Annotated in this window: 12 protein-coding genes; 7 read left to right on the top strand and 5 right to left on the bottom strand. The window is 75.2% G+C overall.

The window, feature by feature from the left end; all coding sequences use genetic code 11:
- Nucleotides 1-272 precede the first annotated feature (272 nt).
- Together BLW47_RS22735 and gltX are read left to right on the top strand one after the other, a co-directional pair.
- The gene (locus tag BLW47_RS22735) at nt 273-4,268 is read left to right on the top strand and encodes a P-loop NTPase fold protein (protein WP_175543765.1); all 3,996 of its coding nucleotides are present in this window, start codon (nt 273-275) and stop codon (nt 4,266-4,268) included.
- A 94-nt stretch (nt 4,269-4,362) separates the two neighbouring features.
- A complete protein-coding gene (gltX, locus tag BLW47_RS22730) occupies nt 4,363-5,793 on the top strand; it encodes a glutamate--tRNA ligase (protein ID WP_245736961.1) in 1,431 nt (476 codons plus the stop codon).
- 105 nt (nt 5,794-5,898) lie between these two features.
- Here the strand turns inward: gltX and BLW47_RS22725 are convergent, their stop codons facing one another.
- Entirely contained in the window at nt 5,899-6,471 is a 573-nt protein-coding gene (locus BLW47_RS22725) for a copper resistance CopC family protein (RefSeq protein ID WP_245736953.1), read from the bottom strand.
- A 263-nt stretch (nt 6,472-6,734) separates the two neighbouring features.
- On the opposite strand from BLW47_RS22725, the gene BLW47_RS22720 reads away from it, so the two are divergent.
- Together BLW47_RS22720 and BLW47_RS22715 are read left to right on the top strand one after the other, a co-directional pair.
- Complete coding sequence (locus tag BLW47_RS22720) at nt 6,735-7,379, top strand: hypothetical protein (RefSeq protein ID WP_091561963.1); 645 nt, start codon at nt 6,735-6,737, stop codon at nt 7,377-7,379.
- A 25-nt stretch (nt 7,380-7,404) separates the two neighbouring features.
- Entirely contained in the window at nt 7,405-8,718 is a 1,314-nt protein-coding gene (locus BLW47_RS22715) for a TIGR04013 family B12-binding domain/radical SAM domain-containing protein (RefSeq protein ID WP_091561959.1), read from the top strand.
- Here the strand turns inward: BLW47_RS22715 and BLW47_RS22710 are convergent.
- From BLW47_RS22710 to BLW47_RS22695, 4 genes are all read right to left on the bottom strand, one after another.
- The gene (locus tag BLW47_RS22710) at nt 8,715-9,641 is read right to left on the bottom strand and encodes an NADP-dependent oxidoreductase (RefSeq protein ID WP_245736952.1); all 927 of its coding nucleotides are present in this window, start codon (nt 9,639-9,641) and stop codon (nt 8,715-8,717) included. The two genes, BLW47_RS22715 and BLW47_RS22710, sit on opposite strands and share 4 nt — an antisense overlap.
- Nucleotides 9,642-9,650: 9 nt before the next feature.
- A complete protein-coding gene (locus BLW47_RS22705) occupies nt 9,651-10,310 on the bottom strand; it encodes a TetR/AcrR family transcriptional regulator (protein ID WP_091561956.1) in 660 nt (219 codons plus the stop codon).
- Between the two features lie 76 nt (nt 10,311-10,386).
- Nucleotides 10,387-10,719 carry a hypothetical protein gene (locus BLW47_RS22700; protein WP_091561952.1) on the bottom strand — a complete coding sequence of 111 codons (333 nt, stop codon included), beginning with the start codon at nt 10,717-10,719 and terminating at the stop codon, nt 10,387-10,389.
- 239 nt (nt 10,720-10,958) lie between these two features.
- The gene (locus tag BLW47_RS22695) at nt 10,959-11,630 is read right to left on the bottom strand and encodes a phosphatase PAP2 family protein (protein WP_091561948.1); all 672 of its coding nucleotides are present in this window, start codon (nt 11,628-11,630) and stop codon (nt 10,959-10,961) included.
- Between the two features lie 58 nt (nt 11,631-11,688).
- Between BLW47_RS22695 and BLW47_RS22690 the strand changes: the two genes are divergently transcribed.
- The 3 genes from BLW47_RS22690 to BLW47_RS22680 all read left to right on the top strand — a co-directional run bounded on the left by BLW47_RS22690 (nt 11,689) and on the right by BLW47_RS22680 (nt 15,138).
- Nucleotides 11,689-12,891: a PucR family transcriptional regulator gene (locus BLW47_RS22690; protein ID WP_425435437.1), complete on the top strand. Its 1,203-nt coding sequence runs from the start codon at nt 11,689-11,691 to the stop codon at nt 12,889-12,891.
- A 136-nt stretch (nt 12,892-13,027) separates the two neighbouring features.
- Entirely contained in the window at nt 13,028-14,197 is a 1,170-nt protein-coding gene (locus BLW47_RS22685; protein ID WP_091561946.1) for an acyltransferase domain-containing protein, read from the top strand.
- A complete protein-coding gene (locus BLW47_RS22680; RefSeq protein ID WP_091561943.1) occupies nt 14,194-15,138 on the top strand; it encodes a beta-ketoacyl-ACP synthase III in 945 nt (314 codons plus the stop codon). The genes BLW47_RS22685 and BLW47_RS22680 overlap by 4 nt, the downstream gene beginning before the upstream one ends.
- The last annotated feature ends 26 nt before the right edge of the window (nt 15,139-15,164 follow it).

The following is a 15,164-nucleotide window of genomic DNA, read 5'->3' as shown; positions in this document are numbered from 1 at the left end:
GGCGCCGACCGGTGCACCACCTCCGGCGTGTCGACCAGGAAAAACACCGCGCGGAACAGCAAAGCCCGCCATCCGCTGTCGGGTGGCGGACACCGCCGCCGGCGCGCATATCGAGTCGCTCCAATCGCGCCCCCAACCGCGCCCGCCTGTGGTATGGATATTGACGGCGGCAATTTATATCCCCCGGTATGTCCAGCCCCCGCCGCCGCCCCACATTCGCCGCGCGGACCCCGCGGCGTCGCCGCCAACGCCGAATCGAAACGGGACCGATCGTGCAACCACACAGAATCGCCCGCGGAACGGGCCCGGTCACCGCCCTCGCCCTGCTCCGCGTCGCGGGCCGGCTCACGCTGGCCCGGGCCGGCGCCGACGGGATATCGCTGCTCGACGTCGAGACCGGCGGTCTGGTGGGGCATCTCGACGGTGGGCGGTCGGCGCCGGTGCGGACGCTGAGCGTGGTGACCGACGGGCGGGACGCGCCCGCGCTGCTCGCCGCGGGCGGCGTCGACGGGGTCGTCCGGCTCTGGGACGCCGCGCGGCAGGAGCCGGTCGCGCGGGTGGCGATCGGCAACGGCAGCGTGGCCGCGCTGACCACCCTCGACGCCCCGCAGGGTTCGCTCGTGGCCGCGGTCTGCTCCCGGCAGGTCCGGCTCTGGGACTGGCGGCGGGAGCGGGTACGCGACCTCGCGCTCGCCGGCGCGCCGACGTCCGCGCTCTGCCCGTTGCGGATCGGTCGGCAGGCCCTGCTGGTCGCCGGGCACGTCGGCGGTGACGTCCGACTGTGGGATCCGGACCAGCCGGGCGCGCCCGTGCGGGTGATCGCGGCGGCGCACGACGGGACGGTCCGGGCGTTGACGCCGTTCCGGATGGGGGGCGCCGAGTGGCTCGCCAGCGGCGGGCCGGACCGGACGATCCGGATCTGGCAGTTCAGCGACCTGCTCGCCGATCCGCTCACCGTCGACGCGCTCCGGACGCGCGGCACCGTCCGCCAGCTCGCCGCGCTCGCCCACCACGACGGCGACCTGCTGGTGAGTGCGTCGGCGGCCGGGCTGACCGACCTGTGGCGCCCCGACCCGTCGCACCCCGCGCACCTGCGCGCGTTCGACGGGCATCGCGGCGAGGTGTGGTCCGTGGCCTGCACGCGGGACGGCGGGCGCACCGTGGTCGCCTCCGGCGACATCAGCGGCGGCATCCGCCTCACCGACCTGCGCGACGACGTCGAGGAGCCGACCACCGTGTCGCTGCGGGTCGCCCCGGCGAGTCCGATCTGGTCGCTCGCGGCACTTCCCGGCCGCGCCGGCGGGCTGCTCGCCAGCGCCGGCGTCGACGGGGCGGTCGGGATGGTCGGCCCCGGCGCGTCGGTCCTGCGGACCGCGCCGACCGGCCACGACGGCACCGTGCGGGCGGTGGCCGCCGGCCCGGACCCGAACCGGCCCGCCCTGATCAGCGGCGGCGTCGACGGCACCATCCGGGCGTGGGACCCGGTCACCGGCGCGGCGCGCGCGAGCGTGATGCACGGTCGGGGTGAGGTGTGGGCGCTGGCGCCGCTGCGGCTGAACGGCGCCGATCTCGTGGTCAGCGGCGGCGCGGACGGCGTGGTACGGCTGTCGCCGCTGGACGGCGCCGACACCACGGCCGAGACGCTGGCCGAGGAGGCCGGCGAGATCACCGGGCTCACGGTCGTACCGGCGCCCCGGCGGCCGCGGATCGCCTGCGCCGGGACCACCGGTGTGCGCCTCATCGACCTGGCGCCCCGCCGGGCGGTCCAGCAGATCTGCACGATGCCCACCTCGGCGGTCACCACGGTCACGTGCCGCGACCGGACTCTGGTCGTCTGCGCCCGCCTCGACGGCGACGTGGTGCTGTTCGACCCGGTGACCCGGCAGCTGGCCGCGACGCTGCCGACGCCGGAGATCCCGGCCCAGGTGTGCGCGCTCACCGTCGTGCCGCGCGGCGGCGAGCAGTGGATCGTCGGCGGCTGCCACGACGGGCGCCTGCTGATCTGGGACGCGGACACGGCGACGCTGCGGACCGAGATCGCCGGAGCGCACCTCGGCGCGGTCCGCGCCGTCGTGGCGCTCGACCGCGACGGCGCCGCGCAGCTCGGCAGCGCCGGCGATGACGGGCAGCTGCGGCGGTGGGCGCTGACCGGGCCCGCGCCCCGGCTCGTCGACGAGCTCCGGCCCGGCAGCGGGCCCCCCGGCCCGCCCGACGGGCCGGAGCGGGCGGACCGACTGGGACGCGCCGCGCTGGTGGCCGGTCTGCACGAACTGCTCACCGACCCGGGCACCACCCCGCCGATGGTGATCGGCGTGCACGGGCCGTCGGGGCACGGAAGGACCAGCGTCCTGTCGCAGCTGCGGGGGCAGCTCGACCGCACGCAGCCCGCGCCGGGCTGGACCGACCCGCCGTCGCCCACGCACGAGCTCACCTCCGCGCCGGGGCGCGCCCCGGCGCGGGGGTGGCGGGGGCTGCGCCAGCGGTGGCAGGGCGGACCGGTGCGGACGCGGTTGACGCGGTGGTGGGCGTGGCGGCAGCTCGAACGCGGGTCGGAGCCGGCCGGCCGGCTGCCGTACCGGATACGGCCGCGCCGCCGCGGTCCCGGCGCCGCGTCCGCCGACGGCCCGGCGCAGCCCATCACCGTCTGGTTCAGCCCCGCACGGTACGCCGGCCCGGAGCATATCTGGGCCGGGCTGACCCGCGAGCTGCTCACCGCCGTCACCCGGCGGCTCCCGGCGGCGCAGCGGGAACGGCTGTGGTTCGACCTCAACCTGCGCCGCACCGACCCGGCGCGACTGCGCCCGCGCCTGCTGTGGCAGCCCGTTGCCCGGCTGGTGGCCAACCTCGTCCTGCTCGCGCTGACGACGGTGACCGCCGTGGCGCTGGTCGGCTCCGCGACCGGGCGCCGCGTCCCGCCGTCGGTCACGCTCGGCGCGATCGGAGCGGCCGTGATCGTCCTGGGGCTCGTCACCGTGGCGCGCTTCGGGTGCCGTCACATCCGCGGGGAACTGCCGCCCGGCGTGCTGGACGGGCCGTCGCCGAGCGGCATTGCCCCGCCCCACGGGTCGAACGGGCCCACCGACCGCGATCCGCTGCGGCACAGCCCGACCGGCTACCTCTACCTCCTGCAGCACGACGTCCCGGAGATCGTCGCGTTGGCCAGCCGGGAGACCCCGATCGTGATCTTCGTCGACGACCTCGACCGCTGCGGCCCCGAGACGGTCGCGGCGACCGTCGACGCGATCGAGCTCTTCCTCAGCGACGCGTTCGGCGACTGCGTGTTCGTGCTCGCTCTCGATCCGACGACCGTCGCCGCCCAGCTGGCCGGCGCGCAGACCACGCTGCCGCGGCGCCTCGGCGCGGACGGGGCCGGCTCCGGGCAGGCGCGGCACGTCGGCTGGCGACTGCTGGAAAAGCTGATCACCCTGCCGGTCCGGCTCCCCGGCCTCACCGCGTCCTGCCTCGGCGGCTACCTCGACGAGCTCACCGGCGCGCGACCGCTCGGCGCGCCGCCGCCGCCCGCGCCGGCACCGCGCCCGCCGGCACCTCGCCCGCCGGCGCGCCCGACGGGCCCGTTCCGGCGCGCCCCCGTCCGGGTGCCCCGCCCGCGGCTGCCCGCCGACGACCTGCCGCCGCCCGACCGTCCCCCGCCCGACCGGCCGGCGCCGGCCGATCCCGCCGTCGAGACCGTGCCGCGCGGCGGCGGACCCGTCGGGCGGCCGCGCCCGCCCGCCGATGAGGGGCCGACTCCGCGGACGGACGGCATCGCCGGCGCGTCGGCGGTGACCGCCGCTGTCACGCGGCGCGTCGCATGGTCGCCCGCCGAGACGGCGGCCCAGATCGACTACGTGGAACAGATCAGGGACGTACGACGGGAGCTGCGGCGGGCCGCGTTGGCGCTGCCGCGGCGCGGTCCCCGGCAGGCCGAGCGCGTCGTCAACCTGTGGCGGTTCTACATGTCCGTGGAGTACCGCTGCGGGCGGCTCCCGGAGCACTTCCGCGAGCTCGCGCGGCACGGGCGGGCGATGGCGCGGTTCGTCGGCATGCTGCTGCGCTTCCCCGCGCTGCTCGACTCGGTGAGCGACCCGTCCCCCACCGAGTTCCGCCGGTTCGTGGCGGCGGCGGCCGAGGAGCAGATGTGGCACGAGCAGCTCGTCCGCTGTCGGCTCTCGCCCGTCGATCCCGCCGTCGAGGAGCTGCGCGAGCTGCTCCGCGACCCGACCGGCAGCCCGGAGCTGCTCGCCGAGATCGGGGAACGCTACCTGTGAGCCGGGACCAAACCTGGTGGCGGGCGCACCGGGCGCCGGCCGTAGGCTGGAGGACGTGACCGTACGCGTACGCTTCGCTCCCTCTCCGACCGGAATGTTCCACGTCGGCGGCGCCCGATCGGCGCTGCAGAACTGGATCTACGCCAAGCAGCACGGCGGCGTGTTCGTGCTCCGCATCGAGGACACCGATGCGGCGCGCAACCGCCCGGAGTGGACCGAGGGGATCCTCGCCGCGCTGGACTGGATCGGGATCGAACGCGGCTCGTACGAGGGGCCGCACTTCCAGTCGGCCAACGCGGCCGAGCACCGCGCGGCGGCCCAGAAGCTGTACGACGCCGGCCGCGCCTACTACTGCGACTGCACCCGCGCCGACGTGCAGGCCCGGACGGGCAACCAGCACCAGGGCTACGACGGGTTCTGCCGGGACCGGGGGCTCGGGCCGGCCGAGGGACGGGCGCTGCGCTTCCGCACCCCGGACGAGGGTCAGACGGTGGTCGTGGACCTGGTCCGGGGCGAGCCGACCTTCGACAACAAGCTGCTCGAGGACTTCGTGATCGCGCGGGGCGACGGCTCGGCGGTCTTCCTGCTGGCCAACGTCGTCGATGACATGATCATGGGGATCACGCACGTGATCCGCGCCGAGGAGCACCTGCCGAACACGCCGAAGCAGCAGCTGCTCTGGGACGCGCTCGGGGTGAAGCCGCCGATCTGGGCGCACGTGCCGGTGGTCGTCAACGAGAAGCGGCAGAAGCTCTCCAAGCGCCGGGACAAGGTGGCGCTGGAGGCGTACCGCGCCGAGGGATACCTCGCGGACGCGATGCGCAACTATCTGATGCTGCTGGGCTGGGCGCCGACCGGCGACCGCGAGATCGTCCCGTGGTCGGTGATCGAGAACGAGTTCCGGCTGGAGGACGTGAACCCCTCGCCGGCGTTCTTCGACGAGAAGAAGCTGCGGGCCTTCAACGGCGACTACATCCGGGCGCTCACCGTCGAGGAGTTCATCGCGGCCTGCCAGCCCTGGCTCGTCGGCGCTCCGCCGCCGCCCGCGTCCGACGCGGAGGCGGGTGGAAACACGGAGACGGGCGCCAGCGGCACGTCGACCGCACTGCCGCCGTGGCGTCCGGAGGACTTCGACCCGGCGGTCTTCGCGGCGGTCGCGCCGCTCGCGCAGACCCGGATCGCGGTGCTCAGCGAGATCGTGCCGAACGTCGACTTCCTGTTCCTCGAGTCGCCCGTGGTCGACGAGGCGGCGTGGGCGAAGGCGATGAAGGAGGGCGCCGACGGCCTGCTCGACGCCGCGATCGCCGGCTTCGAGGCGCAGCCGGAGTGGGCGGCCGAGCCGCTCAAGGCGACGCTGGAGCAGGTTGGCGCGGAGCGCGGCCTCAAGCTCGGCAAGGCGCAGGCGCCGGTCCGGGTGGCGGTCACCGGCCGCACCGTGGGGCTGCCGCTCTTCGAGTCGCTGGAGGTGCTCGGCCGCGAGCGGACGCTCGCCCGGCTGCGCGCCGCGCGGGCCACGCTCGGCTAGTCGACGCCGTGACGGGGCGGTCGGCGCAGGCGGTGGCGCCGGCGCCGACCAGCACGGCCGTCAGCAACCAGCTGACATTCCTCACTTTCCCGAATGACCCGGAAGCTACGCCTGCGACCGGCGACGCCGGGCGAGCACCAGCGTGGTCAGCGCGGCCAGCACGACCACGCCGCCGAGCACCCACGGCCACCACGGCACGCCACCGTTCGACCCGCCGGCGGCGTCCGCGGCCGCGGCGCTCGGCGTCGCGCCGGCGCCGGGGGTCGGCGCGACGGAGTTCGACGCGGCCGTGGGCGCGGTCGGCGTCGGGCTCGCGGTCGGCGTCGCGGCGACGGTCAGGGTGAAGCGGACCTCTCCGGTGATGGGGTGCCCGTCGCCGGAGGCGACCTCGTACTCGACGATGTAGAGGCCGGCGGCGCCCGGCTTGAACGGCACGGCGACTCGGGATCCGTCGAACCGGGGACGACCGCCCGCGGCCGGCACGTTGTCCGGGCCGGTCACGGTGATCTTCGTGGTGGCCGGGTCGAGCCGGGACAGGAACGTCAACCGCAGCTGCGCCGGCGGCCGCTCCAACCGCGTCCCGTTTCTGGGATCGCTGCCGGTCAGGGAGTTGTGCGCCGCCGCCGGCGCGGCCCCGACGAGCACGCCGAGCACCCCTGTGATCACGACCAGCGACACGCGCGCAATGCGCGAAACCCCGCCCCCCACGACCGCCTCCAGGTAGATACGATTCGGGCCGCCGATCCCCGGCCCGTCATTGGTCGGCCGGAGATCGCAGATAGTTCCAAATATCCGCTCGGCCGGATGCAACCGAGCGACGTTCTGCGGAGTCTAGGACTATGTACGGCCTTCCGTCCCGGGCGGGAAGGCCGTCACGGCCGACCCATCAGCGCGTGACCGGCATCAGGGACCATCCATCGAACGGGGCGAGGAGGTCGATCATGGCGCAGGGGATCAGCCGCCGACGTTTCGGGACGGCGACCGTACTGCTCGCTCTCTCCACCGTCCTGCTCGCCGCCCCCGCTCAGGCCGCACCGCCCGCGGCGCCGTCCACAATCACCATCACCGGCGCCGACGTGCCCGAGCCGCTCACGCTGCGTGCCGAGGACAACCCCGAGCTCTTCGCCGCCGTGCTCAGTCAGGTCAGCTGGCTGAACGGCCGCGGCCAGAGCAGCTCGCCGGCCGCCGGCGGCCTCGGCCCGAAGTACACCGTGGTGGTGAGCGTCGAGAAGGCGGCCAGGCACCGGTACGACCTCTACCCACTCGCCGAGGGCGGCCCGCGCGCGTTCCGCCCCGCCGCCCAACCCGGCAAGCGGACCACCCCCGCCTGGTTCTACGGCCGGCTCACCATGTCCGAGACGCTGCGGGCCGCCGGCGTGCCACTGCCGGAACGCCCCGACATGATCCACAGCGGCGTCGGCGGCGGATCGCGCGTGATCCCGGAGCGCGCGCTCGCCCCCGCCGGCCACATCGATCGGGTGGTCGGCGAACTGCGCCGGGTGATGCTGCTCAACGCCGCGATCGTGGTGACCATCACGATCGGGCTGGCCGGCATCTCGCTGCTGGTGCGCCGCCGCGTCGGCTGACCGGGCCGGGCGATAGGTTGCCCGGATGGATCTCGCCATCGTGCTGCGCTACCGCAAGGCCGTGACGTACGGGCACCACACCCTGCTCGCGGCGCTGGAGGAGCACGCGACGTCGGTGCGGTACGAGGTGAGCTTCGCGACCACGGCCGACGAATGCGCCGCGCAGATCCGGCAGGCGCGGGAACGCGCGGCGCGGGTGCTGGTGCTCTGGTCGTTCTACTCCCCCGACGCGGCCGCGCTCGCCGGGGAGCTCGCGGAGATCAGGGCGGCGGCGCCGGGCGCGACACACATCGCGGGCGGCGTGCACGCCACCGCCGAACCGATCCAGACCCTCGACGCCGGCTGGGACGTCGCCGCGGTCGGCGAGGGCGAGACCACGCTGCTGCGGCTGGTCGACGCGGCCGGCGACCCCGCCGGGGTGCCCGGGCTGGTCTACCGGGACGCCGACGGGACCGTGGTGAAGACCGGGCGCGCCGAGCGGCGTGACCTCGACACGTACCGCGCCTTCCCGGTGGCCCACAAGCGGTTCAACCCGATCGAGATCACCCGCGGCTGCATCTACGCCTGCCGGTTCTGCCAGACCCCGTTCATGTTCTCCGCCCGGTTCCGCCACCGCTCCGTGGAGAACGTGCGCTGGCACGTACGGCGGATGCGCGAGCACGGGCTGCGCGACGTCCGCTTCATCACCCCCACCTCGCTGTCGTACGGCACCCAGACCGAGGAGCCGCAGCTCGACGCGGTCGAGGAGCTGCTCGCCGCGTGCCGCGAGGAGATCGGGCCGGACGGGCGGGTCTTCTTCGGCTCGTTCCCCTCCGAGATCCGGCCCGAGCACATCAGCGTCGACGCGCTGCGCCTGGTGCGCCGCTACTGCGACAACGACAACCTGATCGTCGGCGCGCAGTCCGGCTCGACCGGGGTGCTGGCGGCGGCGAAGCGCGGGCACGGCGTGGAGGAGGTACGCCGGGCGGTGCGGCTGGGGATCCAGGAGGGCTTCCGGATCAACGTGGACATGATCTTCGGCATGCCCGGCGAGGGCCCATCGGACGTCGACGACTCGCTGGCGCTGGCGCGTGAGCTGGCCGATCTCGGCGCCCGGATCCACGCGCACACCTTCATGCCGCTGCCGGGGACGCCGTGGCGGGACGCGCCGCCCGGCGACGTCGACCCGGCGACGATCAGCGAGGTGGATCGGCTCTCCAGCCGCGGGGCCCTCTACGGGCACTGGCAGCGCCAGCGCGAGCACGCCAACCGGCTGGCGGAGGCGGCGAAGGCGTACCCGCGGCCGGGGCGGAGCCGGACGCTGCTGCCGCTGGCGGCGCAGCCGCCGGCGGAGGACTAGACCTCCAGGACGACCTTGCCCCGGACGTGGCCCTCCTGCACGAGCCGCTGCGCGTCGGCGGCCTGCGCGAGCGGGAACGTCCGGTCGATGTGGACGGCGAGCCGCCCGGCGTCGACCAGCTCGGAGAGCGTGGTCAGGTCGGCGGTCGAGGGCTTGACGAAGACGTACGTGCCACCGAGGCGGAGCACGGTCTCGGCGTCGACGATCGAGACGAGCCGCTTGGGCCGGCCGAGCAGCGCGGCCGACGCGGTCAGCGCGTCGCCGCCGACGAAGTCGACGACGGCGTCGATGCCGTCGGGGGCGAGCTCCTGGACCCGCTCCAGCAGGCCCTCGCCGTAAATCACCGGCTCGCCGCCGAGGGACCGCACGTAGCTGTGGTTGCCGGCGCTCGCCGTGCCGATCACCCGGCGGGCGCCCAGGATCCGGGCGAGCTGGACGGCCAGGTGGCCGACGCCACCGGCGGCGGCGTGCACGAGCACGGTGTCGCCGTCGCCGACCCCGGCCGCGCGCAGCGACTGGTAGGCGGTGAGCCCGGCCAGCGGCAGCGCCCCGGCCTCGGCCCAGGAGGCGCTGGCCGGTTTGGGGGCGAGGGCGCGCTCGGGCGCGGGCACGAGCTCGGCGTACGTGCCGTGTTGGATCTCGTCGCGCCGGGCGTACCCGATGACCTCGTCCCCCACCGCGAACCCGGTCACCGCCGGCCCGGCGGCCTCCACGACGCCGGCCAGGTCCCAGCCCGGCACGAGCGGGAAGTGCGACGGGAACGCCCCGGCCAGGTACCCCTCGCGGATCTTCCAGTCGACCGGGTTGACGCCGGCGGCGCGCACCCGGACCAGCACCGTGTCCGGTCCCACCGGCGGATCGGGCAGCTCCATCTCGGACAGCTCGTCGGGCCCGCCGTAGCGCGTGATCGCGATCGCCTTCACCCCGCTACCCTAGCCCGCCGCCACCGGCGTCGCCGCGCGTGCGGCCGACGTCGCCGCGGTCAGCTCGATCAGCCGGATCCCGTCGTCAAGATCGGCCTCGAACTCGGCGTCCCAGTCCACCTCGGCCCGCAGCTCGGGGTCGAGCGCGGCGTGCGCCGGCAGCTCGGCCGCGTCCGCCGCGGGCCCCCGGTCCGGGTGCCGGCTCGCGAACCGGCCGTTGAGCTCCGCCGCGACGAAGCCGAGCACCAGCGTGGTCAGCAGCCGCTCCAGCCGCGGCACCTGCGGCGGCGGGACCCCCGCGTCGAGCAGCGCGCGGTAGAGGAGCTCGACCAGCCGGGCGGCGTCGGGGGTGGTCGAGGGGCGCCCCATCATCAGCGCGTACGCGCCCGGGTGGGCGTGGCCGATCCGGCGCACCGCCCGCGCGAGACCGCGCAGCCGCTCCCGCCAGTCGCCGTCGCCGTCGCCGGCGGGCAGCGTCGGGACGAGGTCGGCGACGAGCAGGTCCACGAGCCCGTCGAGGAGGCCGTCCTTGCTGCCCACGTACGGGTAGAGCGCCATCGAGCTGAGGCCGAGTCGCTGGGCGACCGCGCGCATGGAGAGCGCGGCGACGCCGTCGGCGTCGGCGAGGGCCATCGCCTGGGTCAGGATCTGACGTCGCGGTTCATCCACGCGGATCACGGTGCGGGCGGTGACGGTGGGTCGGCGTCAGACACGCCGGATAAGGCGGGTAAATCACCCTAAATACTCAACACCAGCGCCGCGGCGGGCGCTCCCGACGGTTCTTGCGTTTGCGCGGCCGCACCGCGCCGTGCCGGTGGGCGCCGGCCCACCCCTCCTGCCAGGACTGGCACGTCGCACCCCAGCCCTGCATCGCCGGGTCCCCGTCGTCGGCGGGCGGCGCGCCCGTCGGGTCGGGCGCGTCGGCCGTCGGGTCGGGCGCGTCGACGGGCTCGGCGATCCGGCGCGGTCCGAGGAGGCGGTGATGGCCGCGGATCGGCGGCTGCAGCTGCTGGCCCTGATCGCACCGCACGCAGCAGCGCTCATTTCCCGCGCTGTGCGTGACCTCCGCCTGCGACATGCCGGTCTCCTCCCCCTCACCGTCACCCGTCGACCCCGCCGCCACCCTGCCAGGCCGCACCGACGCCGCCGTTTCGCCTTCCGGGGGATTTTGCAGGTCAGGCGCGGCGGAGCCGGGTGTCGCGTGGCTCAGATCACGGTGAGCAGCGGGTCAACACGTTCCAGTGATCGGCAGGCGTCCGCCCGGATCAAGTGGTTGCGGCGCGACGACGTCCACCGTGGAGATCAACACCATAGGGATCAGGAGGTACGACGGCGGGAGGCATCGGGCTTCCGCCGCCCGCGCAGCGGGCGTCGCGGCGCGCGGGCCACGGCCCCGCCCAGCAGGGGCACCACGGCCAGCGCGAGCAGCCCGCCGCCGACCACGTCGCTCGGCCAGTGCGCCAGCAGCGCCACCCGGGTCACGGCGACGAAGAGCGCGAACGCCGCCGCGACCAGCACCGCCGCGACCCGCCCGGCCCGGCGCAGCCGGGGCCAGAGCAGCAGTACGGCGGCGAGCGCGGCGGCCGCCGCGTTGCTCGCGTGCCCGCTCGGGAAGCCGTTGGAGGTCACCACGACGAATCCGTCCGTGGGGCGCGGGCGGTACATCAGCCAGTGCAGCAGCCCCCACAGCACCGGGATCGTGACGGTGACCGCGGCGCAGAACGCCGCCCGTCGCGGCCGCCGGCGCAGGGCGTGGACCACGGTCAGCACCGTCCCGGCCGCCAGGTACGCCCCGGTGGCCGCGACGTCGGTGGCGATCCGCAGCACGTCCACCAATCCGGGATGCGCCCGGCCGTAGCGGCGGGCGGCCTCGCTCACCGCGCCGTCGAGCCGCTGCACCGGCCCCCAGCCGGCGCCGACCAGCGCGAGCAGGAGCACGAAGGCGGCGAGCGCCAGCAGCGGAACGGCACGGTGCATCCGGGCGAGCATGACGCCGATGGTGACACGGGGCGGCGGGGACCCGGATCGGGCATGACACGCTAGACGGGTGGTGATCGAGCCGGACGGCGGTGAGCTGATCGCGACGCTGCGCCGGATCGAGAGGTCGGCGGGGGCGCTCGCGACCGCCAGCGTGTCGCGGATGGACGAGACGCTGCCCTGGTTCCGCGAGCTCCCGGCCGACCAGCGCTCCTGGGTGATGCTGGTCGCGCAGGCCGGCGTGCGCTCGCTCGTCGAATGGCTGAGTCGCGGCGGCGGCGCGGCCGGCAGCCCGCAGGAGGTCTCGGACGAGGTCTTCGCCGCCGCGCCGCGGGCGCTGGCGCGCTCGATCAGCCTCCAGCAGACGGTCGCCCTGATCAAGGTGACGATCGACGTGGTCGAGGAGCAGGTGCCGCACCTGGCCGCCGACGGCGAGGAGCAACTGCTGCGCGAGGTCGTGCTCCGGTTCTCCCGCGAGATCGCGTTCGCCGCGGCCCGGGTGTACGCGCGGGCGGCCGAGTCGCGGGGGGCGTGGGACGCGCGGCTGCAGGCGCTGCTCGTCGACGCGCTGCTCCGCGGCGACTCCTCCGACGTGCTCGCCAGCCGGGCCGCCGCGCTCGGCTGGGGGGACGCGCCGCCGGTGGCGGTCGCGGTCGGCCGTTCCCCCGGCGGTGAGGTGGGGGTGGTGCTGCACGCCGTCTACCGGGCGGCGCGACGGATCGGGGTCGAGGTCGTCGGCGGGGTGCACGGCGACCGCCTGGTGGTGGTCCTGGGCGGGGCCGCGGACCCGCTGGCCGCGACCGAGAAGCTGCTCGCGGGCTTCGGCGCGGGCCCGGTCGTGGTGGGGCCGGCGGTGCCGACGCTGGACGAGGCGACGGAGTCGGCCCGGGCCGCGCTCGCCGGGTTCCGGGCCGCGCCGGCGTGGCCGACCGCGCCCCGGCCGGTCGCGGCGGCCGACCTGTTGCCGGAGCGGGCGCTGGCCGGCGACAGCGAGGCGCGGCGGTCACTGCGCCAGGACGTGTACGGGTCGCTGACGCGCGCCGGGGGCGAGCTGCTGGAGACGCTGGACGCCTTCTTCGCCGCCGGCGGGGTGCTGGAGAGCGCGGCCCGCGCGCTGTTCGTGCACCCCAACACGGTGCGGTACCGGCTGCGCCGCATCGCCGACGTCACCGGCTTCTCGCCGCTCAGCCCGCGCGACGCCTTCGCGTTGCGGGTGGCGTTGACGATCGGGCGCCTCGATCCGGCGGCCCCGGCGGCCCCGGCGCAGCCCTGACCGCCCCTTCGACCATAAACCGCCCATAACGGCGACGACGTCTAACGATCTTTGTAGGAATCACACAAAGCCCGTAGTGTGGATTCGTGCCGAGTAGCACCGAAGTAACTCACCAGTATCAGGAAGAGTGCTAACCGTGCTCGCCGTACTCTCTCCAGGCCAGGGCTCGCAGAAGCCCGGCTTCCTGACACCGTGGCTCGAACTGCCCGGCGCCGACGCCCGGTTGCGCTGGTGGTCGGCGCTCGCCGGCGTCGACCTGGTGCACCTGGGCACCGCCGCCGACGCGGACGAGATCAAGGACACCGCCCGCACCCAGCCACTGCTGGTCGCGGCCGCTCTGCTCGCCGCCGAACACCTGCCGATGTACGACGTCGCCGTCACCGCCGGACACAGCGTCGGCGAGCTCGGCGCCGCGGCGCTCGCCGGGGTGCTCTCCCCCGAGGCCGCGATCACCCTCGCCGGGGTCCGCGGCCGGGAGATGGCCGCGGCGTGCGCGCTCGAACCGACCGGGATGGCCGCCGTGCTCGGGGGCGACCCCGACGAGGTGCTGGCGGCGATCGCGGCCCACGGGCTGCACCCCGCCAACCGCAACGGCGCCGGCCAGGTGGTCGCCGCCGGCGCGGCCGACGGGCTCGCGAAGCTCGCCGCCGAGCCGCCGGCGAAGGCGCGGGTGATCCCGCTGCAGGTGGCCGGCGCCTTCCACACGCCGTACATGGCCCCCGCCGAGGAGGCGCTGGCGGCCGTCGCCGCCGGCATCACCCCCACCGACCCGAGCCGGATCCTGCTCTCCAACTTCGACGGTTCCGCGGTCACGCACGGCCGGGAGCTGCTGCAGCGGCTCGTCCGGCAGGTCACCGCGCCGGTCCGCTGGGACCTGTGCATGCGCACCCTCGCCGACCTCGGCGTCACCGCGGTGATCGAGCTGCCGCCGGCCGGCACCCTCGCCGGGCTCGTGAAGCGCGAGCTCAAGGGCGACGGTCTTCCGGAGATCGTCACGCTCAACACCCCCGACGACCTGCCCGCCGCCCGCGACCTGATCGCCCGGCACGGCATGGCCCCCAGCCACGAGCCGACCATGCACTTCCGGGTCGTGGTCTCGACCGGCGCCGGCACCTTCGAGCCCGCCGCCGGCCTCGCCGAGGGCGACACGCTCCGCACCGGCCAGGTGATCGGCCACGTCATCACCCGGCAGGGCGCCGTCGACGTCGCCGCGCACGACGACGGGGTGCTCACCGAATGGCTCGCCCACCACGACGACCCGGTCGCGCCGGGCCAGCCTCTCGCCCGCATCGGAGGACACCTGTGACCGGATCCCGCATCCTCGCGCTCGGGCATTACCAGCCCTCGCGGGTGCTGACCAACGACGAGCTCGCCCAGATGGTCGACACCAACGACGAGTGGATCCGGGACCGGGTCGGCATCGTCACCCGACGGATCGCCGACGGCGAGACCGTCGCGGACATGGCGGCCGCGGCCGCCGGCAAGGCGCTGGCCAGCTCCGGTCTCACCGCCGCCGACATCGACCTGGTCGTGGTCGCCACCTGCAGCGCCGTCGACCGCAGCCCGAACGTGGCCTGCCGGGTCGCCGCGAAGCTGGGCATCAACGCCCCCGGCGCGTACGACATCAACACGGCCTGCTCCGGCTTCTCGTACGCGCTCGGCACCGTCGACCACGCCGTCCGGGCCGGCGCGGCGCGCAACGCCATCGTCATCGGGGCGGAGAAGCTCTCCGACTTCACCGACTGGACCGACCGCTCGACCTGCATCATCTTCGGCGACGGCGCCGGCGCCGCGGTGGTCACCGCGACCGCCGACGACGAGCCCGCCGGCATCGGCCCCGTGCTCTGGGGCTCGGTGCCGGAGAAGAGCGACGCGGTCCGGATCGAGGGCTGGCGGCCGTACATCCAGCAGGAGGGCCAGACGGTGTTCCGCTGGGCCACCACGGCGCTGGCACCGCTGGCGCTGCAGGCCTGCGAGCGGGCCGGCGTCCAGCCGTCCGAGCTCGCCGCGTTCGTGCCACACCAGGCGAACGCCCGGATCATCGACGGGATCGCCAAGCGGCTCGGCATCCCGCAGGCGATCATCGCCAAGGACATCGTCGAGTCCGGCAACACCTCCGCGGCCAGCGTGCCGCTGGCGCTGTCGAAGCTGGTCGAGCGGGGGGAGATCGCCTCTGGCGCCCCGGTGCTGCTCTTCGGCTTCGGCGGCGGCCTCACCTACGCCGGGCAGGTCGTCCGCTGCCCGTGACACCGTGTGCCGTCCACCGCGGGCGG

The sequence above is a fragment of the Micromonospora pattaloongensis genome, from assembly GCF_900107255.1.
In the GTDB taxonomy this organism is placed as follows: Bacteria; Actinomycetota; Actinomycetes; order Mycobacteriales; family Micromonosporaceae; genus Micromonospora_I; species Micromonospora_I pattaloongensis.
This window is presented reverse-complemented; position numbering and strand designations above follow the sequence as displayed.